15 protein-coding genes are annotated in these 24,148 nt (G+C 39.4%); 8 read left to right on the top strand and 7 right to left on the bottom strand.

The window, feature by feature from the left end; translation table 11 throughout:
- Positions 1-73 precede the first annotated feature (73 nt).
- On the bottom strand, positions 74-1,312 hold the full coding sequence (odhB, locus tag EV201_RS05880) for a 2-oxoglutarate dehydrogenase complex dihydrolipoyllysine-residue succinyltransferase (protein WP_130306534.1): 1,239 nt from the start codon (positions 1,310-1,312) through the stop codon (positions 74-76).
- Positions 1,313-1,368: 56 nt separating this feature from the next.
- Entirely contained in the window at positions 1,369-4,218 is a 2,850-nt protein-coding gene (locus EV201_RS05875; protein ID WP_130306532.1) for a 2-oxoglutarate dehydrogenase E1 component, read from the bottom strand.
- A 413-nt stretch (positions 4,219-4,631) separates the two neighbouring features.
- Here EV201_RS05875 and EV201_RS05870 point away from each other — a divergent pair, with 413 nt between their 5' ends.
- The 5 genes from EV201_RS05870 (at position 4,632) to EV201_RS05850 (ending at position 12,063) form a co-directional block, all read left to right on the top strand.
- A complete protein-coding gene (locus EV201_RS05870) occupies positions 4,632-5,303 on the top strand; it encodes a YiiX/YebB-like N1pC/P60 family cysteine hydrolase (RefSeq protein WP_130306530.1) in 672 nt (223 codons plus the stop codon).
- A gap of 154 nt (positions 5,304-5,457) precedes the next feature.
- Complete coding sequence (locus EV201_RS05865) at positions 5,458-8,325, top strand: PD-(D/E)XK nuclease family protein (protein ID WP_130306528.1); 2,868 nt, start codon at positions 5,458-5,460, stop codon at positions 8,323-8,325.
- Between the two features lie 30 nt (positions 8,326-8,355).
- Positions 8,356-10,293: an OmpA family protein gene (locus EV201_RS05860; protein WP_130306526.1), complete on the top strand. Its 1,938-nt coding sequence runs from the start codon at positions 8,356-8,358 to the stop codon at positions 10,291-10,293.
- A 26-nt stretch (positions 10,294-10,319) separates the two neighbouring features.
- Positions 10,320-11,450: a cysteine desulfurase family protein gene (locus EV201_RS05855; RefSeq protein WP_130306524.1), complete on the top strand. Its 1,131-nt coding sequence runs from the start codon at positions 10,320-10,322 to the stop codon at positions 11,448-11,450.
- A gap of 1 nt (position 11,451) precedes the next feature.
- Complete coding sequence (locus tag EV201_RS05850; RefSeq protein WP_130306522.1) at positions 11,452-12,063, top strand: class I SAM-dependent methyltransferase; 612 nt, start codon at positions 11,452-11,454, stop codon at positions 12,061-12,063.
- 54 nt (positions 12,064-12,117) lie between these two features.
- On the opposite strand, the gene EV201_RS05845 is transcribed toward EV201_RS05850, so the two are convergent.
- On the bottom strand, positions 12,118-12,645 hold the full coding sequence (locus EV201_RS05845; RefSeq protein ID WP_130306520.1) for a hypothetical protein: 528 nt from the start codon (positions 12,643-12,645) through the stop codon (positions 12,118-12,120).
- Positions 12,646-13,139: 494 nt separating this feature from the next.
- Here EV201_RS05845 and EV201_RS05840 point away from each other — a divergent pair, with 494 nt between their 5' ends.
- Positions 13,140-16,244 carry a serine hydrolase domain-containing protein gene (locus EV201_RS05840; protein ID WP_130306518.1) on the top strand — a complete coding sequence of 1,035 codons (3,105 nt, stop codon included), beginning with the start codon at positions 13,140-13,142 and terminating at the stop codon, positions 16,242-16,244.
- On the opposite strand, the gene EV201_RS05835 is transcribed toward EV201_RS05840, so the two are convergent.
- The 3 genes from EV201_RS05835 to EV201_RS05825 all read right to left on the bottom strand — a co-directional run bounded on the left by EV201_RS05835 (position 16,219) and on the right by EV201_RS05825 (position 18,803).
- Positions 16,219-16,677, bottom strand: a complete 459-nt coding sequence (locus EV201_RS05835; protein ID WP_130306516.1) for a CYTH domain-containing protein — start codon at positions 16,675-16,677, stop codon at positions 16,219-16,221. The two genes, EV201_RS05840 and EV201_RS05835, sit on opposite strands and share 26 nt — an antisense overlap.
- A gap of 150 nt (positions 16,678-16,827) precedes the next feature.
- Positions 16,828-17,784, bottom strand: coding sequence for an NAD(P)-dependent oxidoreductase (locus EV201_RS05830; RefSeq protein ID WP_207224400.1), 957 nt, complete (start codon positions 17,782-17,784; stop codon positions 16,828-16,830).
- Positions 17,785-18,164: 380 nt separating this feature from the next.
- On the bottom strand, positions 18,165-18,803 hold the full coding sequence (locus EV201_RS05825; protein ID WP_130306503.1) for a 7-carboxy-7-deazaguanine synthase QueE: 639 nt from the start codon (positions 18,801-18,803) through the stop codon (positions 18,165-18,167).
- Between the two features lie 776 nt (positions 18,804-19,579).
- On the opposite strand from EV201_RS05825, the gene EV201_RS05820 reads away from it, so the two are divergent.
- Together EV201_RS05820 and EV201_RS05815 are read left to right on the top strand one after the other, a co-directional pair.
- Positions 19,580-19,930: a hypothetical protein gene (locus EV201_RS05820; protein ID WP_130306501.1), complete on the top strand. Its 351-nt coding sequence runs from the start codon at positions 19,580-19,582 to the stop codon at positions 19,928-19,930.
- Positions 19,931-20,380: 450 nt separating this feature from the next.
- Complete coding sequence (locus EV201_RS05815; RefSeq protein ID WP_130306499.1) at positions 20,381-22,927, top strand: phosphoenolpyruvate carboxylase; 2,547 nt, start codon at positions 20,381-20,383, stop codon at positions 22,925-22,927.
- Positions 22,928-23,218: 291 nt separating this feature from the next.
- Here EV201_RS05815 and EV201_RS05810 read toward each other — a convergent pair whose 3' ends face one another.
- Positions 23,219-24,124, bottom strand: coding sequence for a hypothetical protein (locus tag EV201_RS05810; protein ID WP_130306497.1), 906 nt, complete (start codon positions 24,122-24,124; stop codon positions 23,219-23,221).
- Positions 24,125-24,148: the final 24 nt, after the last annotated feature.

Genomic DNA, 24,148 nt, shown 5'->3' with positions numbered 1-24,148 from the left:
AAAGAATTGCAAAGGCCAGAATCTCAATCGAGAATCTGGCCTTTATACTATTCCTAAATCTTAATTCAAAAATCTAGATTCCAAGCAGTAAGCTATCTGGATCTTGTCCCATGGTGATCATGCGATGTGGATTCTCAATCAGCTCTTTAATCTTCACAAGGAAACCAACAGAGTCTTTTCCATCAATCACACGGTGATCGTATGAAAGAGCGATATACATCATTGGGCGGATCTCAACCTTGCCATTGACAGCTACAGGGCGTTCTACAATATTGTGCATCCCCAAGATACCCGACTGTGGTGGGTTTATTATTGGTGTACTCAATAGTGATCCGAAAACCCCACCATTGGTAATGGTAAAGGTACCGCCTGTCATTTCATCCAAACTGATTTTTCCTGAGCGAGCCTTATTAGCCAAGCGCATTAGTTCTCTTTCGATATCGGCCAGACTCATGTTTTGCGTGTCTCTAATCACAGGAACCATCAAACCTTTGGGTGTTTGAACGGCCATTGCCACATCCATATAGTTTGGGGTGATAATTTCATCACCATCTATCATTGAATTAACCGCAGGATGGGCTTTTAGAGCAATACTCACAGCTTTGGTGAAGAAGGACATGAATCCCAATTTGATGTCATGTGTTTCGACAAATTGCTTTTGGTACTTCTTTCTCAATTGCATCACAGCCGACATATCCACCTCGTTGAAAGTGGTTAGCATGGCCGTTTCGTTTTTCACCGAAACCAAACGGGCACTTAACTTCTTACGAAGGTTAGTCATTTTCTTGCGATCGATATCTCGAGCCACAGGTTCTTCCTGAGTGAAGGTAGCAGGTGCCTGATTTTTATTCGCCACAACTTGCTCGATATCTTTTTTCGAAAGACGCTGTAGTCCGGCAATCACATCATCAACTGAAAGCTGGTTTTCTTCCATCAGTTTTTTAGCTACCGGAGAAATTTTAACATCCTTGTACTCTTCTGAAGTTTTGACAGGCTCGGCAGCAGTTTTTACAACTTCTTTTTTGGGAGCCTCTTCTTTGGCCTCAATTTTTGGAGCAGATGGTGCCGCTGATCCTGCAAAACTGGTGTCGATGGTACAAGCAACTGACCCAACAGCTACAGTATCACCTTCGTTTGCTATAATTGAAATCTTACCGCCTTCATCGGCAACAAGCGTTAGAGTGGCTTTGTCTGATTCGATTTCAGCAATTTCCTGTTCTTTCTCAACTATATCGCCATCGGCGACAAACCAATTGGCAATTTCAACTTCGGATATGGATTCTCCCGGGCTGGGAATTTTTATTTCAAGCATGTTTTTGATATTATTAGTTGTTGGTGTTTTTGTGTTTTATTTTTTGATTCTGATTCTTACATCAGTAATTTGCTTTTCTGATCCTGGAAATATTCGTGCTGACGGTGGATATCTTCCTTTGAACTTCCAACCACACATTGCAAGCCACAATATTTCAATTCTCGTTCACAATCGCATCTTCTGAATACCTTACGGATGATTTCATTTTGTCCGATATTGTGAATTTTCGCAAGCCCAGTCGCTGGACTACCACTAGCAAGTCTTGCTACGGGTACCAGTTCTACATTTTTAATGTTGTAATTGATAAACTGCCATGGCCCCATATTCTCAGGTTCTTCCTGTACCCAAAGGTGTAGAATCGCTTTAGGATATCTAGCCAAAACGTCGTCCACTTGTTTTTGTGGGAAAGGATAAAGCTGTTCGATACGAACCAAAGCCACATCCTGAGCGTTAAGTTCTGTTTTCTTAGCAAGTAAGTCGTAGTAGATTTTACCCGAACAGAAAACCACTCGGCTCACTTCTTCGGCAATCACGTTAGTGTCATCAATCACCTCCTGAAATTTACCTTCTGCCAAATCATCTAGAGTTGAAACACAATTGGGGTGTCGCAATAAACTCTTAGGCGTGAAGCATATTAAAGGAATTCTGATGTCTCGCTTAACCTGACGACGCAAAGCATGATAATGATTGGCCGGTGTTGTTGGATTAATAACCTGCATGTTGTTATTGGCGCAAAGGGTTAGAAATCGTTCAATTCTCGAGCTGGAATGCTCGGCACCTTGTCCTTCGTAACCATGCGGTAAGAAAAGAACCAAGCCATTTTTAATTCCCCACTTGTCTTCTGCAGCACTGATGTATTGGTCGATTACGGCTTGGGCCACATTATGGAAATCGCCAAACTGCGCTTCCCAGATGGTTAATCCTGAAGGATGCGCTAAAGCATATCCATATTCAAAACCCAGAACTGCATATTCACTCAAATGCGAATTGTAGATATGACAAGGGGCTTGATTGTCGCTAACATGTTTTAATGGGAAATACTTTTGTGCCGAATCATGTATGGTCAGCGATGCATGTCGGTGGGAAAATGTTCCACGTTCTGAATCCTGTCCACTAATTCTGACACCATGGCCTTCATCCAGCAAACTGGCATACGCCAATAACTCACCCATAGCCCAATCCAAACGATCTTCACTAATCATTTTTTTACGATCTGCCATTAACTTACCCACTTTCTTGAAAAACTGAATGTCTTTGGGTAAAGTCGTAATTTTATCGGCCAATTGGAGGAGCTTGCTTTTTTCAGTTTTGAAAGCAGGTGTTTCCAAAAAGTCTTCATTATTGGAGTAACGAATTCCTTTATAGTTTTCTGCTAAGAAGGGTTGAATGTATAGCTTCTTAATTTGTTTAGAAAGTTCAAATTTCTCATTAAGAAGACTGTTGAATTCTGTCGTTAGCTCTTTCAGATTTTCAGTTTGGTAAATTCCTTTACTGATCAGGAAGTCGCCATAAATATCTCTGGGATTTTTGTGCTTGGCAATTTGGTTGTATAATAATGGCTGAGTAAAACGTGGCTCATCACCTTCGTTGTGGCCATATTTTCTGTACGAAAGAATATCGATGAAAACATCCGTCTTAAATTCCTGACGGTATTCCATAGCTAATCCGATTGTGTAAATCAGAGCTTCAACATCGTCACCATTGATATGGAAAACAGGACATCGGGTCACCTTAGCCACATCGGTACAATACGTACTTGAACGGGCATCGAGGTAGTTCGTTGTAAAACCAATCTGATTGTTCACAACCAAGTGAATGGTTCCCCCTGTTTTGTAGGCTTGCAAATCAGCCATTTGAACCGTTTCATAGACAATCCCCTGACCTGCAATAGCAGCATCGCCGTGAATGACGATTGGGACAAGTTTGTTCTCATCGCCCTGGTAATCGTTGTCAATTTTAGAGCGTGAAATCCCTTCAACCACAGCTCCCACAGTTTCAAGGTGAGATGGGTTAGGCGTTAGATGAAGTTTCACTTCATTGCCATCATCGGTTTTAACCGTATTGCCATATCCCAGGTGGTATTTGACATCACCCAGGGCGATATCATCTTCAAATTCTTCGCCAACAAATTCCTTGAAAATATTCTCGTAAGGTTTTTCAAGAATATTAGCCAGGACATTAAGTCTGCCTCGATGCGACATACCAAAAATAAATTCCTCAACCCCCAGCTGAGCCCCTTTTTCAATCAGGGCATCAAGGGCAGGGATAAGGGTTTCGGTTCCTTCAAGAGAGAAACGTTTTTGCCCGACGAATTTTTTGTGAATATAATTTTCAAAACCAACGGCTAATTTCAGATGATAATAAATATGCTTGCGCTGCTCATCGGTGAAATTAGGTTTGTTTTTACTGGTTTCCATTTTGTGTTGCAGCCATTTGATCTTGTCTGGCGTACGCAAATAAAGGTATTCAACACCTACCGAGTGACAATAGGTCTCTTGAAGATGTTCCAGAATATCCTTAAGTTTTGAAGGACCAATTCCCAATTCGTTACCGGCTTGAAACACGGTTTCCATATCGGATTGAGACAGATCGAAGTTCTCAATGTCAAGAGTAGGGAAATATTTACGACGTGTACGAACAGGATTGGTTTTTGTAAACAGGTGACCTCGCTGACGAAAGGCTTGAATCAAGTTAATCACATTGAATTCTTTACTCATCGATTTAGCAGGAACAGTGCCTGATGCTGCAGTTTGAGCTTTACTTGGGAATTTTTCAGAAGCAAAGTCAAAGCCCTGGAAAAATTTTTGCCAGGATTCTTCAACCGAGTTGGGGTCTTTTTTATAGGACTGGTATAAGGCATCGATGAATTCGATTTCGCTATTACCTAAAAAACTGAATTTATCCATAAAATTATTAAGTTGTTGGGTCAAGTTTTGTTTTTGTTCTGATTCAATCAATAAGACGAAAATGACTCTAAGACTATCTAATAAGATCGATTTTTAGATCCTGTTCTTAAATATTTAGAGCATTCGACCTGTTGATAAACGCAAGTATTAAATTATAAAAAATAATTTAGAACGCTTGTACATTAACAAATGTATTAAAATTGGGTCTTATCCGAATGTTTATAAAGGATTAAAAGATAAAAAAATCATCTTTTTTTTTAATATGCACATAGAGGTTTTCTATCAATCGGAATGCATGTGCTTTTTTTAATTTAAAGCATAGTTTGTCACGCAATATTTGATGGCTAATGGGAATTGATTAATTTTGATTGAGCTTGTTTTAAAAGCCATCTGTTTTTAACCATAAAGATCATATGAAATTCAACACGATACCTCGTTTTAGCCTCTTTTTTTTAGCCATTCTTCTTTTTTCTTGCGCATCGCAGAATGCTTCTGACACTTTTGAATTGCAAAGGGGAGATCTCTTGTTTCAGGATTTGGATGGCAGTTCCTTATCTGATGCTATTGAAGAGGTGACGGCCGAAAATAAACCCATGAGCTTTTCTCATGTCGGCATAATCGTACCTGACGAGAATGAAGATTTAGTGGTTTTGGAGGCTATAGGTGAAGCTGTTCAATTGACCTCGGTTGACAGTTTCTTAACCCGAAGTTTGAATACTGACAGAATGCCTAAGGTTCGTGTTGCCCGTTTAAAAAAATACCATCAGGCTCGAATTCCCGAAGCCGTGTCCTTTGGGAAAAGTTTACTGGGCTTGCCTTACGATTCGGTTTATTTAATGTCTGATTCAAGCTATTACTGTTCCGAATTGATTTACGACATGTTTAAACATTCAGGCGATGGTTCTGAAATATTCAAGTTAAAGCCGATGACATTTAAGGATTCTAAAACGGGAAAGTTTCATCCGGTTTGGCTTGATTATTATAAGAAACTGGGCGTTGAAATTCCTGAGGGAGAGCCCGGCTGTAATCCAAACGGTATGTCAGAATCTAAAGAGATCGATTGGGTTTTCGATTACAGTAAATAAAGAAAATCTCAAGGTTAAAGGATAAAGATTAAAAAGTCTAAAGGTCGGAAAAGTCGAAAAGTTTAAAGGTAAATTGAAATTCAACTAATGACCATGACAACCGATAACGAAACAAAGCTTAAAATATAGCTAAATACACTCATTCATAATAGATATGTCCACTTTTTTAAAACAAGTCACCAAAGAATTATTTGAGCAATATGGCGATCAATTAGCCAATTGCTTATTGGTTTTTCCCAACAGACGTGCGGGTTTATTTTTCTCAAAATACTTAAACGAACTGGTGACTAAGCCGACATTTTCGCCGGAGGTTCTGACGATTAATGAACTGATCAAAAAATGGTCACCTTTGATGGTTGAGGATAATCTGGCTCTATTGTGTCGTTTGTATAAAATTTATTGCTCTGTTTGTAATAGCAAGGAAACCTTCGATGAGTTTTACCATTGGGGCGAAATGATATTGGGTGATTTTGATGATCTGGATAAGTATCGTGTGGATGCCAAACATCTTTTTCAGAATTTAGCAGATGAGAAAGAGATTGAAAATATATTCGATTATCTGGATGAAGAACAGATTGAAGCGATTCGCTCTTTTTGGAGCACCTTCAATCCTGAAAAATTATCGGAACATCAGCATCAGTTTGTTTCGGTTTGGGAGCGCTTGTTTACGATCTATTCAAACCTGAAAGAAGAGTTGACCAAAGAAGGATTGGCTTATGAGGGAATGGCGAGTCGATTGGTTGTTGATAGCCTCGAGAAGAAGGAGGTTGAGATTGATTATGAGAAGATTATTTTTGCCGGATTCAATGCCTTGAATAAATGTGAGAAGGATATTTTTTCTTCTCTTAGAGATATGGGAGTGGCCGATTTTTATTGGGATTACGATGAGTCCTATGTGAAAAACCCCTATCACGAAGCGGGTTTGTTCATGCGCGATAATTTGAAACGTTTCCCAGCCCCCAAGAGTGCTATTTCCTTTAAAAATATTGTCGCAGAACGAGCTCCAATCGAGTTTATCTCCTTATCGTCGGAAGTTGGTCAGGCCAAGTTTGCACATAATTATCTGAAGACATATGCCGATCAGAAGGATGTCCCTTTGGAAGAAACGGCAATTATTTTGGCTGATGAGGAGCTGCTTTTGCCCGTTTTAAATTCGATTCCCAAGAATGTGGAGCATGTGAATGTGACCATGGGATATCCGGCAAAAAACACGCCGGTTGCGAGTTTGTTGGGCTTGATTATCGATCTTCAAAAGGGAGGACGGAAACAAAAATCGGGCTTTGTTTTTCATCACAAGCAGGTGTTGTCACTTTTGAATCATCAGTATCTGAATGCCATTAATCCTGAATTGGCTGATAGCTTAGCTCAACAAATTATAAAGAGCAATTGGGTGCATGTCGATCGTAAATTATTGGTTGGCGATCCGGTTTTGGAAAAATTATTCGTGCCTTTAAGTTCGGTTGAAGAGGTTTCTTCTTATTTGCTCGATCTATTGCAAGCCATTTACAAAAATCTGGACTTAAATAAAGAAGATGAGGGGCGATTGGATAAAATTGAGAAGGAATACATCTACCATCTGTTTTTAGCGATAAAACGTCTCACGGGCCTTTTAAATGAGCATAAAATTGAGATAAAATTGGATACTTTTTATCGTTTACTGGATAAAATGATTCAATCATTGAGCATTCCTTTTGAGGGAGAGCCGCTGGCAGGCTTGCAGGTGATGGGGATACTCGAAACCCGTCTGCTCGATTTTAAGAAAATAATTGTGCTGTCGATGAACGAGGGAAAGTTGCCAAAAACAGGAACCTCCAATTCCTTTGTGCCTTACCATTTGCGTCAGGGTTTTGGCATGCCAACCATCGATCATCAGGATGCGATTTTTGCCTATTATTTTTATCGACTGATTCAGCGTCCTGAAGAAATTAAACTTTTATATAGCACACAAAGCGATGGGATTCGAACGGGTGAAATGAGTCGATTCCTGTATCAATTGAAATACGAATCGGCCTTTCAGGTTGAAGAGAAGCATCCTTCTTATGATATCGTTCTGTCCAATGCCAAGCCCATAAGTATTGAGAAAAATGAACGAATTCTGAAACAATTAAATGAATATTGCGAGGGAAACAAACGACGTTTTTCGCCATCGGCACTCAATTCATATATGGGCTGTAGTCTTCGCTTTTATTATCGTTATTTGGCTGGAATGAAGGAGCCTGATACCATTTTGGAAGAGATTGATCCGCCCATGTTTGGTAACCTTTTTCACCAGGCAATGGAGAAATTGTACGAGCCTTTTATCAACAAAACAATAACGAAAGACGATCTTGAAGCTTTGAGAAAAGATAAGAAGAAGCAAACGATAGTTTTGGAAGAAGCTTTTAAAGAGTTGTATTTTAATTTAGATAATAAAAAGTCGATTGAGATTGTTGGTCGAAACAGATTGATTTTTAATATTCTGATGAAATTTATTGACCGACTGTTGAAGGTGGATACTGAATTTGCACCTTTTAAAATGTTGGCTGTTGAAGGGCCTTATAGCATACAAATCCCATTAAAATCAGATGGGAGAAAGGTTAATATTGCAGGGATTATTGATAGAGTCGATCAGGTAGACAACACCATTCGTGTGATTGATTACAAAACGGGATCAGCTGAGCTGGTTTTTAAGGATATTGAATCGCTCTTTGATTCCGAGAATAAGAAACGAAATAAGGCGGCATTTCAAACCTTTTTGTACTGCTTGTTTTACGATATGAAACATGGTGATGATCTGGCCATATCGCCTAATGTTTATGGTTTAAAATCAATTTTCACGCCAAAATTTGCTTGTGTTCTCGAACAAAAAGAAGGCAGAAGTAAAGGGGTTCCTGTGGGCAGTTATTTGGCTTACAAACAAGAATTTTTAGATGGATTTACAGATCTTTTAGAAGAGATATTTAATCCGGAGATTCCGTTTCGTCAGGTTGAGGATGTCGATGTTTGTCGAACTTGTCCGTATATTGAAGTTTGTCACAGATAAATAGAATTTCCAATTATTAGCTAAGCCATTATGCAACGTATCCTGTTTATTTTTCTTTTTCTAAGTTTTTCTTTTGTGTCTTTTTCACAGAAGAAATACACAACAGAAGACAAGAAAGCCATTAAATTCTATAAAAAGGCTCAGGAATTAAGCCGATTGAGACATACAGATGAGGCTTTGGTTTATTTGGAGAAGGCTGTGGAGCGGGATAATCGTTTTATGGAGGCGCTTTTGTTTTCAGCCGATCTTTATAGCGATCAGGGGAAAAGTCAGAAGATGATTGCTGTTTATGAGCAAGCTGTTGCCATCAATCCTTCTTTTTTTCCCAATGCCCAATTCAATCTCGCCAATGCCTATTTGAAACAAGGGAAATATGAAAAGGCTTTAAGTGCTTATCAAGCTTTTTTGAATATCGGTAAAATATCAGTTCGAAACAGAAATATCAGTTTGCATCAATTAAAATGTTGTGAGTTTGCTCTGGAAGCGATGAAGCATCCAAGTGATTTTAATGCACAATGTTTAAGCGATTCCATCAATACAAAGGCGGATGAGTATTGGCCAAGTTTAACAGCCGATGAGCAAACATTGATTTTTACACGTTTGATTCCTACAGGGCGATTTGATAAAAATCAGAGAGAGCTATTTCAGGAAGATTTCTGTTATTCTGAAAAACAAGATGAAATCTGGATGGAATCCCAAGCCTTATCCGAAGCCATAAATACTGATAGGAACGAGGGTGCTCAGACGATTACGGCTGATGGTCGTTATATGTATTTTACAGCTTGTGGACGAAAGGATGGCAGAGGCCGATGCGATATTTATTATTCGAAAAAAGAGGGTGATACCTGGTCGAAACCTATCAATTGCGGGGCCAATATCAACACAAAAGCATGGGAAGCCCAGCCGAGTATTTCGGCTGATGGCCGTTGTCTTTATTTTGTGAGTAATCGTAAATCGGGTAAAGGCAAGATGGATATCTGGAAATCTGAGCTATTGGAAATATTAGAGGATGGCAGACAGCGCTGGACTCAGGCTGAGAATTTGATAATTAATACAGCAGGAAATGAAATGTCCCCGTTTATTCATGCCAGCAATAAGTATTTGGTTTTTGCATCCGATGCTTTGGTGGGGATGGGCGCTTACGATCTGTTTCAGGTTAATCGACTAGCAAATGGAGAATGGTCCGAACCTAAAAATTTATCCTATCCAATCAATACTTACAATGATGAGATTGGCTTATTTATTAATGCCAAAGGGGATAAGGGCTACTTTTCGTCGAACCGGGTGGCCTCAAAGGGCCGGGATATTTATGAGTTTGATATGCCTCTTGATTTGCAACCTCCTAAGGTGAGTTATTTAAAAGGGAAGGTTTACGATATGGATGATAAGAGACCCTTATCAGCAAAATTAATTCTTCTTGATATCGAAAGTCGGGATACGATTGCTTATCTGTATTCTGATAGACAAAAAGGCGAGTATTTGGTTTGTTTGCCTGAAGGTCAGGATTATCTGTTCCACGCTGAAGCGGATGGCTATTTGTTTTATTCCGATCATTTTAAAATGAAAGAGGGAGAGTTTGACCAAGCTCAAAAGAAAGATATTCCTTTGCAAGCCATCCAAGTGGGAACAGAAGTTGTTTTAAAAAATATTTTCTTTGAAACAGATTCCTGGGAAATCAAACCCGAATCTGAAAGTGAATTAAACAGTCTTTATAATTTACTTGCTTTGAATAAGAATTTGAGCATCGAAATTGCCGGACATACGGATAATACCGGATCAGAATTAAAAAACCAAACCCTATCAGAGAATAGAGCCAAAGCGGTTTATTCCTCTCTAATTAAGAGAGGCATTCAGGCAGATCGATTGTCTTTTAAAGGTTATGCTTCGAGTAAACCAATTGGCGATAACAGAACAGAAGAAGGAAAGGCGATGAATCGTCGGACTGAATTTAAAGTGATTAAGAAATAAATCAGATAACAGATAAACGATAAGTTATGCTACCGATATACTTAGATTACAATGCCACAACTCCGATTGCAAAAGAGGTTGGAGATGCCATGAAACCTTTTTTGTATGATCATTTTGGCAACCCGTCCAGCTCTCATGTTTATGGACAGACTTGCAAGAAAGCGGTGGAAAAAGGACGTCAGCAACTTGCGTCGTTACTCAATTGTAAAGCAGGGAATTTGATTTTTACCAGTGGTGGGACTGAGTCTAATAATTATGCGATTAAGGGTTATGCTTTTGCTAATAAAAGCAAGGGGAATCATATTATCACAACGCGTATCGAACATCCGGCAGTGAGTGAGGTGTGTAAGTATTTGGAAACGGAAGGTTTTGAGATCACCTATTTGCCTGTCGATGAAACGGGGCGTGTTCAGCTTACTGATGTAGAAGCGGCCATTCGTCCTGAAACCATTTTAATTTCGGTGATGTATGCCAATAATGAAGTAGGGACCTTACAGCCCATTTCAGAGATTAGTGCCATTGCAAAAAAACGGGGCATTGCCGTTCATTCCGATTGTGCACAGGCCGTGGGGAAAGTCCCTGTGGATATTCAGAAACTGGGCGTTGATTTGTTGACGGTGGCCGGGCATAAGCTGTACGGACCTAAAGGAATAGGTGCATTGTATATTGCTGATGGCATAAAATTGCAAAAACTCATGCACGGTGCCGATCATGAAAATAATCTAAGAGCCGGAACCGAAAATGTGCTTGAAATTGTTGGCTTGGGTGCAGCAGCAGAATTGTGTGAGGCAAATTTGTCAACAGGCATGGTTCACGATAAGGTTTTGATAAGTCGATTGAAGAAAGCTTTATCAGTTCTTGATGAGGTGCAGTTTAATGGAAATGCGGATTTTTGTTTGCCTAATACATTGAGCGCCTCTTTCAAAAATATTGAAGCCAATACGCTATTGGCAAATTTACCGCAAGTGGCTGCGTCAGCAGGGGCAGCCTGTCATACCGATTCGATTTCGGTATCAGCAACCCTTGCAGCCATGCAGATCGATCAGGCCTATGCAATGGGAACCATTCGTTTTTCAGTTGGAAAATACAGTACCGAAGATGAAATGGATCGGGCATCAGAAGTTATTATTCAAGCGGTTAATAATTTAAGAAATTAAGATGATGAAATCAGCCAGTGAAATGTGGGACCAACGTTATGCAAATGAAACGTTCGCTTATGGCACCGAACCGAATGCGTTTTTTAAGGAGGAGCTTTTGAAATTAAAAGCAGGTCAGATTTTGTTGCCAGCTGAAGGGGAAGGGCGAAATGCTGTGTTTGCGGCAAAGCAATTGTGGCAGGTCGTCGCTTTTGATCAGAGTAAACAAGGTCGACAAAAAGCTTTGGAATTAGCACATGAAAATCAGGTAGAGATTGAATATGTGACGGCAGGTTTTGAAGATTTTATCACAGAGAAAGAGCACTTTGATTGTATTGCTTTAATTTATGCGCATGTGCCGGAGAATAAGAGAAAGGAGTATCACGCTTCAATTACCCAATATCTAAAGCCAGGGGGTGTATTGATACTTGAAGGCTTTTCAAAGGAACAACTGGGGAAAGCATCGGGCGGACCGGGTAAAGTGGAAATGCTCTTTTCAAAGGAAAACGTGTTAAATGACTTCTCAGAATTGGAAACGATAAAGCTACAAGAATTGGATGTAGATCTCTCTGAAGGGGCGTTTCATCAAGGAAAGGCTTCTGTCATTCGATATATTGGAAAGAAAAAAGCATAGACAATAAAAAGGACTGCTGGTATTGCAGTCCTTTTTTAATAAGTGGCTTATGATTTAATCTAAACAAGAAAGAATGAGTTTTTCGGCAAATTGGGTTGAGTTTTTCATCAGGTTTTGATTAAGCGTTCTCATTTTACCAGATTTTTTATAAAGCTTTTTCCTGGCAAACCAATCCTGACAATTTGTTTGTATGGCTGGTGTTCCCTGTTTGCCATACTCCGGAAGCGATTTGTAATGGATATCGTTTAGGATAAGTTTCGTTCCTTTCTGATTTTGGGTGATACTTAGAGTGAATAGGAGTTCTGTTTGAAATGTCGAAGGTTTCTCACTCAAATAAATAAGTGTTTTTCCTTTGTAAACGAATTTTTCAGAATTGACCTGAACAATTTCACCAGAAACAAAGTGATCGACGGATTTAATCCAATTTTGATACTGATCAAATTGGAATTCTTGTTGGTTCAATTGCAGTTCAACCTGTAATTCACCGTTGGAATCGATATTCGATTTGATCGAGTTTTTGTTTTGTGCCCAAATGGAGAATTGACACAAGATGAGTATCGGAATAATCATAAATACTCTCATGCTATGAATATTTTAGTAAAAAGTAGATTTTTATTTAAGTCTCTTAAATGTAGCTTTTATTTACGATAATTCCAAGCTGATTTTTGTTGTTATCTCCTCTATCTGTTGTAATGCTTGCAATTGTTTTCAAGGTATTCGAAATCGAATACGATGTATTTATGTTCACCGTGACAAACTTGACAAACTTGACACTTGGATATCATGTAGGTATCTAATACTTTTACATGAGCAGATACAAAAGAAGATAAATCTTGCTTTTGTTGATCACATCAGTTTGATGTTTAATTTGCATATTAGTGCTTGTATCATTCGATCGAGTTTTAAATATGGTTTAGTTGTAAGTAATAAAAAAGGGGCGGAGGCCCCTTTTTTTATTTCTCCTTTCTCTGTTATTATTCCTTAATTTTCTGTTTTATTCTAATTGGGATTCCTACTTTTGTTTGACACGACGACAATTTATTACATCAACCATAGATAAAAACCCTTTTGTTAATATGATTTTAAAGATTCCAAACTTAAAACATTTAGTTTTAGCTATTTTCTGTTTTTTGAGTTTGTCAAGTTATGCTCAGTCCGTTTCGCTGGGTACAGAGCCATTGTCCTCAATGTTTGAAAAAGATGTCTCCTGGGCCGATTCCATAATGGCGGGCATGAACCAGGATCAACGCATTGCTCAGTTGTTTATGGTGGCTGCTTATTCAAATAAGACCTCTGCCGAGGAAAAGAAAATTTTGAATCTGATCGAAAAGTTTCAGATCGGTGGTTTGATATTTTTTCAGGGCACTCCTCAGGAGCAAGCTCGTTTGACCAACTTATATCAAAGCAAATCCAATTTGCCACTTTGGATTGGAATGGATGCTGAATATGGTTTGGGAGCCCGACTAAAGCAAACATTAAAATTTCCGCAACAAATTACTGTTGGAGCTGTTCAGGATAATCATTTACTTTTCCAGTTGGGTAGAGAGATGGCGATTGAATGTCGAAGAATGGGCATTCATGTCAATTTTGCCCCCGTTTTGGATGTCAACAGTAACCCTAAAAATCCGGTTATCAACTCACGTTCATACGGTGAGGGAAAAATTAATGTGGCTGATAAGGGCATTGCTTTTGCCTCAGGCCTTCAAAGTGGAGGTGTTGTGGCCGTAGGAAAACATTTTCCGGGTCATGGGGATACCGATACCGATTCTCATCTCGATTTGCCTGTTGTCGATCGTTCAAGAGAGGCGTTGGATGATGTTGAACTGCATCCGTTCAAGCAATCGATAGAAGCCGGGATTGGTGGCATAATGGTGGCTCACCTGAATGTACCGGCTCTGGATAAGGAGGCCAAAGCAGCAACTCTATCTCAACCTATTGTAACCGGTTTACTAAAAGAAGAATTGGGTTTTAAAGGCTTGGTGTTTACTGATGCTCTAAACATGCAAGGGGTTAGAAAGTTTTATAAACCGGGAGAGGTGGATGCCAAGGCAGCTATTGCGGGTAATGATGTGCTTTTATTTTCAGAAGACGTGCCTAAGGCCATTGAAGAGATAAAGGCAGCTATCGCAAGGGGAGAGCTTTCGCAGGAAAATATCAATCAGTCTTGCTTGAAGATTCTGAAGACCAAATATTGGTTGGGACTCAACAATTATAAAGCGGTGGAGTCTGATCGTCTGTGGTCGGGATTGAACACACAGCAAGGTATGATTTTACGACGCATGTTGATTGAAAATGCCATGACAGTGGTGAGTAATAAAGACGATTTGTTGCCATTGAAACAATTGGATACTTTACGAATTGCCTCTGTTGCAATGGGAGCCAGAAAACGCAACCGCTTTCAGGAATATTTGGGTCGCTATACCCATATCGATTTTTATCAGATTGATAAGAATGCATCTCAAAAACAATATAACACGCTTTTGAAGAATCTTGAGTCGTACAATTTGGTTATTGTGAGTAAGCACGACAGTAATTTGAGGGCATCGAAAAAATTTGGAGTGACCGATCAGACCGTTTCATTTGTGAACAGCCTTTCGAAACGCAAGAAGGTTATTTTTGATTTGTTTGCCAGTCCGTACGCACTTGACTTTTATAAAAAACTCGACCGACTGGAATCAATCATCGTGTCGTATGAAGATAATATCGAGACACAAATGGCATCCGCTCAAATTATTTTTGGAGGCATAGGAGCCAAGGGACGTTTGCCTGTTTCAGTCAATAAGGATATCCCGGAAGGAACAGGTATCGACACAAAAAAAAACAGGTTGGGGTATGCCTATGCGGAACAAACGGGTTTTGATCCTTCTCAACTTAAAAAAATAGACTCGATTGCTTTGGATGCCATTGAGCAAAAGGCAACACCCGGCTGTCAGATTTTGGTTGCGCATAAGGGACGTATTATTCTCGATAAAGCTTATGGTTATCATACTTACAAGAAGAATGTGAATGTTAAAACATCTGATCTGTATGATTTGGCATCGGTGACTAAGGTGGCGGCTTCCTTACCCATTTTAATGCAGCTGGTTGACGAAGGGAAGGTCGATATCGATGGCCAATTGGGCGATTATTTGTCTGTGGCAAAAGGAACCAATAAGGACACCCTGGTTTTGCGTAAGATTTTAGCACATGAGGCTCGCTTATTACCCTGGAAACCTTTTCATCGCGAAGCTGTGGACACCGCGCGTTTGCGCAAAGACCTGTTTAGTCGCGATTCGTCGAGAATCTACCGGGTGAAGGTTGGCAATCATCTTTTTGCGAATAAGAATTATCGCTTTCGTAAGTCCATTTTCAGTTCAAGTGCTTCAAAAGAATATCCCGTTCAGGTGGCTAATCATTTATACATCAGAGAAGGGTATAGCGATACCATCTACAAGCAAATACTGGCCACTGAATACCGTGAGACCAATGGTTATAAATACAGCGACCTGGGTTTTATCTTGCTGAAGAAATTGTTTGAAGAGCAGTTGTCTTGCAGTATGGAAAGCTATGTGAAGAAAAACATCTATCGGAAGCTCGGTGCGGGCACTTTGGGCTATCATCCCCGTCAGCGATTTAGTTTATCGAGAATTGCGCCTACTCAAAGGGATCAATTTTTCAGAAAGCAGATGATTAAAGGGTATGTTCAAGATCCTACAGCAGCCATGCTGGGGGGTGTAGCGGGTCATGCCGGAGTTTTTGGTAACGCCGAAGATTTGGCTAAGCTCATGCAAATGTATTTGCAGAAAGGAAGCTATGGCGGTGTGACTTTTTTCCAACCTGAAACCCTTGAGGCATTCAGTTCTCGTGCTTATCCTGATGGAGAAAACAGAAGAGGAATCGGTTTTGATAAGCCTTTTTTAGATCGTACAGATACCACAGGACCTACAACAACCAAGGCTTCTCCTCATAGTTTTGGACATACAGGTTTTACCGGAACCATGGTTTGGGTTGACCCGGATTACGATTTGGTTTATGTTTTTTTATCGAACCGTGTTTTTCCTGATGAGTGGAACACCAAGTTGATGAAGATGGATGTGAGAACCAAAATTCAGGAATGTCTTTATGATGCTATTGTCCCACCAGTGCTTATCAATCCGATTGAGAATATTGTGGACACTACCACAAGCTATAAGGCTGATTGATTAGGTTTACGTTTAAATAGCGTTTGTCATCAGTGACTTCTATGCCTAACCATTCCGGTTTTTCAAATTTCTGATCTGCCGACTCCAGTTCAATTTCCGCCATTACCAGACCCTTATTTTCTCCCTCGAACACATCAATCTCCCAATTCATTCCGTCAAGCTCAATAATGAATCGGGTTTTCTCTATTTTTTTCTCACATTGCGATAAAAGCTCTTCGGCGTCTGTCAATGGAATCTCGTATTCATACTCCAATCTCGATAGGGGATTGGTTCCTGTTTTGATGGTTAAAAAACCTTTGTTTTTTGTGATGCGAATTCGCAGACTTTTCCCTTTCTCACTCCAAAGGTAGCCTTGAACGATACGATTCCCTTCAGCAGGTAAATTCAGAAGATCTTCTTTTATCAGGTATTTGCGTTCTATTTCGGTTGCCATGGTTTTAAAGGTTAAAGTTGATAAGGATAAAGTTTAAAGGTTAAAGTATAAAGTTTTGTTGTCGGTTTTCAGTTGTTGAGTACTGATTGGAGTTGAAGTGCAATTAATATGCATCAAATCTCCAAATTAGCACATCACCACGTCCTCACATCAATTTACTTGATTTTTCGATTTCCCGTATTCCCAATGATCAATCATATTTTGTGCGGCTTCCTCAGCCATTTCAATTCGGGTTTCGATGCAAGCTGTGCCGATATGTGGAACCAAGACCACATGATCGAGTTCTAAAAGCTGTGGTGTAATTTGGGGTTCATTTTCGAATACATCCAAAGCTGCACCGGCAATCTGTTTATTTATTAAAGCTTGTGTCAGGGCTTGTTCATCAACAACAGGGCCGCGAGCCGTGTTAATCAGATAAGCCGAATGCTTCATTTTTGCGAGTTCTTTTTCTCCAATCAGATGATGGCTTGATTCGTTCAAAGGACAATGCAAGGATATGATATCAGCCGTTTTTAGAAGCGCATCAAAATCGCAAAATTTGATGTTCAGATCCTTTTCTTCATTTGCCGAAAGTTGAGTGCGATTGTTGTAAATCACCTTCATGCCAAAGGCTTGTGCTTTTTGAGCCACCGATTTGCCAATTTTACCCATACCGATAATCCCTAAGGTTTTTCCCCGAAGGGTTTGCCCCAGATTGCGCATGACGCCCCATTTAAAATCATCCTCGGTACGAAGCCTGTGGTTGCATTCAGCCACACGTCGACTCAACGAGAGCATCAAGCTTAAACAAAGTTCCGCTGTTGGCTCGCAAACGGCCTCAGGGGTGTTGCAAACTGCAATGCCCTTTGCTGTGGCAGCCGCCACATCAATATTATTGTAACCCACGCCATAATTGGAGATGATTTCGAGTTTTTGACCAGCTTCAATTACTTTTTTGCTCACGGGCTGATTAAAGATGGAAAGCAAGGCTTCGCAATTGGGAATATGTCCGATGAGTTCATCTTCTGAGAAACAGTCCTTTTCAGGATAAATCAGATGATAGGATTGACTGAGAAGCTCAAGTCCTTCTTTGGGAATGGCATATTGAATAAGGATGGTTTTCTTCACGATTTGATTTTATTGTTTTTTCTAAGCTTAAGCCGCTGGGCTCTTACTTTTTTCTTGATAAAAAAGTAAGCAAAAAATCAACGGCTCCAGCGCTCGATGACCCATTACGACTCAAAGACTAAAAAGAATGAACTCACTCGTTCCTCGTTCAAACAGCATTCTTTTTTTTACGTCTTCTCGTCTATGGGTACCCCATCTGCGCCGCTGAGGCCGACCCTACAATAAGTGATGGCCTTTTAATAAGAAATCACAAATGTTAGTTTCTGACAGTTTCTTGTTTGAATCCGAAATTAGGGATTAAATAAAGAATGACCATGAATTAGAGAGAAATTTATCTTTCTGATTCATGGTCATTTTATTTTTCAAAGCTTTAGTTCTGCTTAAGGAATGCGCATAAACTTGTGCGACTGTAAGGAGATATTCCACTTGGGATTGTTCTTCACATACTCCACAATGGCTTTAATGTTGTGAACGTATTGGCTCCATTCCGATTGCAGATAAAGCAAACAATCGTCACCCACCAATTTGGCGTGCTCTTCAGCCAAGGCAAAATCCTTTTCCAAATCGAAAATGATAAACTTCAATTCGTTGGCTTTTTTGTATGAGCTTTCAACGGGTGCTTTGTTCGCTTTGGGCGATAAACAAATCCAATCCCACTCACCAGTGATTTCGTATGCGCCTGAAGTCTCCAGGAAATTCTCGATATTGTGCTTCTTTAGCTCGGTACACAAAGGCTCCAAATTGTATAGCGATGGCTCACCACCGGTTACCACCACCGATTTGGCAGGCGATTCAACCGCTTTGCGAACAACCTCTTCAACCGAGATTAAACGATGCTCTTTAGGGTTCCACGAAATTTTAGAATCACACCAACGGCAGCCTATATCGCAACCGCCAATACGAATAAAATAGGCAGGTTTACCCGTGTGGTAACCCTCGCCCTGTATGGTATAGAAGTCCTCAACCAAGGGTAAATCGGTTCCGGCTTCGAATATTTCTTTGTACTTATCTCTCATCATGATATTTGCTTACAAACTAAATTTAAAGTTTTAGTCTTTGCGGAGATGGTATCTGTCTTGCGATGAGCATCTGCCATATCGCTCAAAATAACGCTTATAAAAATGGATGACAAAAATAAGTGCTTTATTAGGATTAAAAAAGGAATGGGGAAGTCTTTTTTTGTGAAAGCCATCATACACGTGGTTCGAACTGATTTTTTCGATAGAAATGCGATTTGAAACCCGAATGGGGTAACTTTTTGAAAGGACAACTCATTATTCGGATGGGAAAAGTCATCTTTTCCTTTTTTAGAGGAATTGCCAACGGCAATGCACCAGCATTTTGAACTGTTGAGCAATTTCCAAAAGAAACGAGTTTCCTTTTTGTTTTTTCGTGGAATTTCCCACGGCAATGCCTTTAAATTTTGAAAAGTTGATGAATTTCCGATGGAAATAGGCCAACAAATTGAAAAGACGATCAATACTTAAATGGAAAAAGTCATTTTCTTGCTTTTTTGAAGAGTTTCCAACCGCAATTAGCCCCTATTTTTAAAAGCAGACAAATTCTTTAGCCTTGATGCTCAATAAAAAGAGGCTGAAAGTAACGTTACGACTTATTTTTCTAAATGCATGGTAATAGTATCGGGAGATTTTTTTAGTCTTTAAATTTTGCAGGGAAAGATGATATCCTTAAATAGAATACATTATTTAAGGTATTAATTAATATATTTTTTTTAATACTAGCGAAGTAGTAATTTTAGGATTATTGATGCATTTTAATTCAAAAGCCTAATATAATGGATCTAAAGTTTATAGAACATGGTAGTTCATATTATGTAGTAGATAGTGTTAAAATTGAGAAAAAAACTAGTATTTATCCACCTATTGATATAATCAAAATAAGAGGTGAAGAGAAATCTATTAACACTGATAATTCTTATGGACGTTCTTCGTTTAATTATGTAACTGATAAGGATATGATTGAAAAATTAACAGGTATCTATAAAGAGTTTCTGAGTAGGAAAACGACTAATGTTTGTATTATATTTCAGCATAAAATAGGTGAAAATGATATATGTAAAGTGCTGGAATTAGGTGATAATTCAACAGCTATAATTGAAATTCATTTTTTTAAAAGTAATATTTAAGAGCTTTGTCCAATTTACCTTATAACTGTACCTGTGATTGTTTACTTTACTCTGAGCTGAAGCCTATCAAGTTATCTGATGATTTATCACGTTTAAGAAAATTCATCATATAACTTTTGGGAGATGCGAGTGTTTCGAACAAAGTTTCTCAAAAGCCTTAAGTTTCCCCCCGCTGTCGCACGATTGTATCGTGTGATTAACTAATTCAAAATAACAAAAACTCTATTTTAAAGGGGCAGCTTTGTTCTGTAGAAGCCACACGAAAGGATTCGTGCGGCAGCCTCTGAGCTGAAGCCTATCAAGTTATCTGATGATTTGTCACGTTTAAGAAAATTCATCAGATAACTTTTGGGAGATGCGAGTGTTTCGAACAAAGTTTCTCAAAACACTTAAGTCTCCCCTAAAATTTGTATTTTAAGACTATTGTATCACCCTTGCAATCGTCTGCCCATGAAAAGCCCGTTCGAAAATACCAGTCTAAAGAAGTTTGAGAATTTAATCGAAAAGAAATACCTGGTTTATAATAGCCTATTTCTCAATTTGCCTTATCAAGGGGTTGATGTTGGGCAGCTTCTGCCTTTGCTTTCTGCTTATTGTGAAGAAAGCTTGAGTGTATCAAAAAGTCCCATTGCGATCATCGATTCTTTTTTTGATACACATACCCATCTTAAAACAGAGAATGAGAGGAATGATTTCTTGTTTCGTGTGATTTCTTACGTTGAGAGGCAAGTCGTATTATTCGATAGTGTTGAAGATGCTGCTTTGCCCGAAATTCGAGAGAGTGCTGATGATTTACGATTATCTGATTTGATGAGTCAAAGCAAGAATGGGGGGCATGGGGAAGACATCTATCAAAAGCTTGATACGTTTAAAGTTCATATTGTTTTAACGGCACACCCCACGCAATTCTACCAGCCCGCAGTTCTCGATATTATGAGCGAGTTAAGAGGACAGATTGTGCAGAACAATGTGAATGAGATTGATTTATTATTGAACCAATTGGGCCTAACATCACTGATCAATTCGGAAAGTCCCACACCTTTGGAAGAGGCCAAGAATATCATTTATTTCTGCAAAAATGTCTACTACAACGCTATTGGTGAACTCTATAGCCGGATGAAGTGCAAAGTCACCAATCTGGATAATCCTGAGATTGTTTCCTTGGGGTTTTGGCCGGGAGGCGATCGGGATGGGAATCCTTACGTCACCAGTGAGATAACTAAAAAAGTGGCGGATGAGCTAAGAATGTCTCTAATGAAATGTTATTACTCCGATGTTAAGCGACTGTGCAGTAAAATCACCTTTAAGCATGTTGACGAGAAAATTGAAGCACTCAGAGAAAAGCTCTATCTGGCCATGTTTAACGCCGACTATTGTTTGCCATATCGATCTATATTGGATCCTTTGCTGGAGATTAAACAGATTATTCAGGAAAAGTATAATGATTTGTATTTAAACGATCTTCAGAATACAATTGATAAGGTGACTATTTTTAAAACGCATTTTGCCAGTCTTGATATCCGACAGGATCATTCTGCACATAAGCAAGTCATCACTTATATCCTAAGGGAAGAGGGCTTAATAGAGAAGAGTATTGAAGAACTTTCAAAAGAGGAACTGATAAATATTCTTCTGACGCAGGAAATTGATTTGTCTAATTTTTATGCTGATGATCCACTTATTGCCGACACGATAGCCAATATCATTCAGCTTTCTTCCATTCAGGTGTCAAATGGAGAACAAGGCTGTCACAGGTATATCATCAGTAATTCTGAAGATATCTTTTCCATACTATTCGTCTTTGCTTTATTCCGATGGACGACTAATGATATCAGCTATATCAATTTTGATATTGTTCCCTTATTTGAAACCATGAAAGGTATGAGTGAGGCTAGTGTGATTATGGAAAAAATATTCAATACAGTGCCTTATGCTGATCATCTGAAACGAAGAAATATGAGGCAAACCATGATGTTGGGATTCTCTGATGGAACCAAAGATGGGGGCTATTTAAAGGCAAACTGGTCTATATACAAAACCAAAGAAGCTTTGACCGCCTTGTGTGAGAGGTATCAGATCAAATCCATTTTTTTCGATGGCAGAGGCGGACCACCTGCTCGCGGAGGCGGAAAGACACATCGCTTTTATGCTTCGCAGGGAGCCAAAATTTCGAATGAAGAAATTCAGCTGACCATACAAGGGCAAACCATTACCAGCACTTATGGTACAAAAGAACAATTTCAACACTCTTGTGAGCAATTGATATCAGCAGGGCTCTACAATTTCACCTATCATGATGAGGCTTCGATTTCTGAAGAGAACCGACGCTTACTCGAAGATTTAAGTGAATTGAGTTTCAGGAAATATAATGCGTTAAAGCAGCATGAAATGTTTATCCCTTATTTGGAGAATGTTAGTCCTTTAAAATATTATTCAAAAGCCAAGATTGGAAGCCGCCCAGCAAAACGCGGGCAAAAGAAACAACTCGAATTAACCGATTTGAGAGCCATCTCCTTTGTGGGGTCCTGGAGCTTGCTGAAGCAGAACATACCCGGTTATTTTGGTATTGGCACGGCCCTGAAAAATCTCAAAGACCAGAATCGCCTGGACGATTTAAAAGCCTTATATAAAGAGGTGCCATATTTTAAGGCTTTGATTTCAAACAGTATGATGTCTTTGTCGAAATGCTATTTCGAACTGACTGCTTATATGGAAAAACAGGATGCTTATAGCGATTTTTGGCGCATTTTGTTTGATGAATATCAATTGTCTAAAAAGATGATTCTTGAAATCACTGAATACGATGAACTGATGGCTGATGAACCGATTTCAAAACGATCGATAGAGAATCGGGAAGCCATTGTACTCCCGTTATTGGTGATTCAACAATATGCTTTACAAAAATTGAGTCAGAATACGGGTAATGAAAGCGTTTTTGAGAAAATGGTGGTCCGATCAGTATATGGGAACATTAATGCCAGCAGAAACTCAGTCTAAGAGTCTTAATCATTTTTAGTGTTACTTCTAATACTTTTTCGCTCTAGCCGCTGGGCTCTTACTTTTTTCTTAGATAAAAAAGTAAGCAAAAAATCAAGTCAGCCTAATCCTTGTTAGCTTTTAGTAGTTAAGCTAATCTCGCGCCTCACGGCAGGCTGACAAAGCCCGCCCAAAACATTTTGATGAAATATGATTAAGATTGTGTGACGGATTTTTATTACTGGCCTCGGCAGCGCAAAAAGTCCATTAAAAAAACTTTACACGTAAGTGCCTTAAAATATCTGTGACTCTTTATTTTTTAATATTTAAAAGTTTCACCCAATTCACACGATAAAGCGCCTGTGGTTGTCTCGTTTCCTCAGTGCTGATGTAGAGCTCATTTTTATCGGTGAAAACCAGGCCTTCGGTTTGGCTGCCACCTAATGATTTCAAATCTAATCGTAGTGCATCACCAGTAAAGAAGTTCTGTTCTTCGATGTTTGTAAAGAGCATCATATAGGTGCGGAAGTTTTTGTAGCCAACCAGTGCCACGGTTTTGCCATCGGCTGTAATGTCGGCCCCGGTCACCATAAAATCCACATCGAACTCTGCAATGGGCTTTAATTGATAGTCACCAGGTTGTTTCGACATGCTGTACAGGCGGGTTTTCTTGTTGGCCCAGTTTTTTGTAAAAAAGTAAAGGGAATCGCCATAGGCAAAAAAGGCCTCACAATCGAAATCGTGTTTCATATTTCGTTTGCTAAAGTCCTGCTGATCGGCCCAGGCAAAAGTGATGGAATCAACCCTCAATTCAGTTTGGGTTAGCATGTCTGTTTTCAAAACGCGAAGCACACGCAAATCTTTTCTGGCGCCTCGGTTGTTGCCAAAGTCGCCTATGTAAATGTAGTTTTCATCCTCAGCCAGATCTTCCCAATCCTTATTGCTGGCATTGTTAATTTGGAGCGTCTTTTTTAGTTCCCCTTTTAAATCGTAAGCCAGTAATTCAGCCGGGCAATCGCTATCGTTAATCACCCAAAACAGGTCATCATGCCAAGCCAGCCCCGATTGTTCATTCACCTTTGGTGAAAGTTGATCGCTGATCAATTCAGGGGAATAAACGATTGTTTTAACCGAATGGGCTTTATGACAACAGGTATTCTGAGCCATTCCTAATGTAGAAATTAAAACAGCCAGGATTGTATAGGTGAAGTATCTCATTTATATTGTTTTTTTGGAATTGCT

Origin of the sequence: Ancylomarina subtilis (assembly GCF_004217115.1) — a bacterium.
Taxonomy (GTDB): Bacteria; Bacteroidota; Bacteroidia; order Bacteroidales; family Marinifilaceae; genus Ancylomarina; species Ancylomarina subtilis.
Note: the sequence above shows the minus strand (reverse complement) of the source record. Positions and strands in the feature narration are given on the sequence as shown.

Coding starts and splice junctions, on each gene's coding strand:
- odhB (WP_130306534.1), bottom strand. CDS start 1,312: ATGCTTGAAATAAAAATTCCCAGCCCGGGAGAATCCATATCCGAAGTT.
- EV201_RS05875 (WP_130306532.1), bottom strand. CDS start 4,218: ATGGATAAATTCAGTTTTTTAGGTAATAGCGAAATCGAATTCATCGAT.
- EV201_RS05870 (WP_130306530.1), top strand. CDS start 4,632: ATGAAATTCAACACGATACCTCGTTTTAGCCTCTTTTTTTTAGCCATT.
- EV201_RS05865 (WP_130306528.1), top strand. CDS start 5,458: ATGTCCACTTTTTTAAAACAAGTCACCAAAGAATTATTTGAGCAATAT.
- EV201_RS05860 (WP_130306526.1), top strand. CDS start 8,356: ATGCAACGTATCCTGTTTATTTTTCTTTTTCTAAGTTTTTCTTTTGTG.
- EV201_RS05855 (WP_130306524.1), top strand. CDS start 10,320: ATGCTACCGATATACTTAGATTACAATGCCACAACTCCGATTGCAAAA.
- EV201_RS05850 (WP_130306522.1), top strand. CDS start 11,452: ATGATGAAATCAGCCAGTGAAATGTGGGACCAACGTTATGCAAATGAA.
- EV201_RS05845 (WP_130306520.1), bottom strand. CDS start 12,645: ATGAGAGTATTTATGATTATTCCGATACTCATCTTGTGTCAATTCTCC.
- EV201_RS05840 (WP_130306518.1), top strand. CDS start 13,140: ATGATTTTAAAGATTCCAAACTTAAAACATTTAGTTTTAGCTATTTTC.
- EV201_RS05835 (WP_130306516.1), bottom strand. CDS start 16,677: ATGGCAACCGAAATAGAACGCAAATACCTGATAAAAGAAGATCTTCTG.
- EV201_RS05825 (WP_130306503.1), bottom strand. CDS start 18,803: ATGATGAGAGATAAGTACAAAGAAATATTCGAAGCCGGAACCGATTTA.
- EV201_RS05820 (WP_130306501.1), top strand. CDS start 19,580: ATGGATCTAAAGTTTATAGAACATGGTAGTTCATATTATGTAGTAGAT.
- EV201_RS05815 (WP_130306499.1), top strand. CDS start 20,381: ATGAAAAGCCCGTTCGAAAATACCAGTCTAAAGAAGTTTGAGAATTTA.
- EV201_RS05810 (WP_130306497.1), bottom strand. CDS start 24,124: ATGAGATACTTCACCTATACAATCCTGGCTGTTTTAATTTCTACATTA.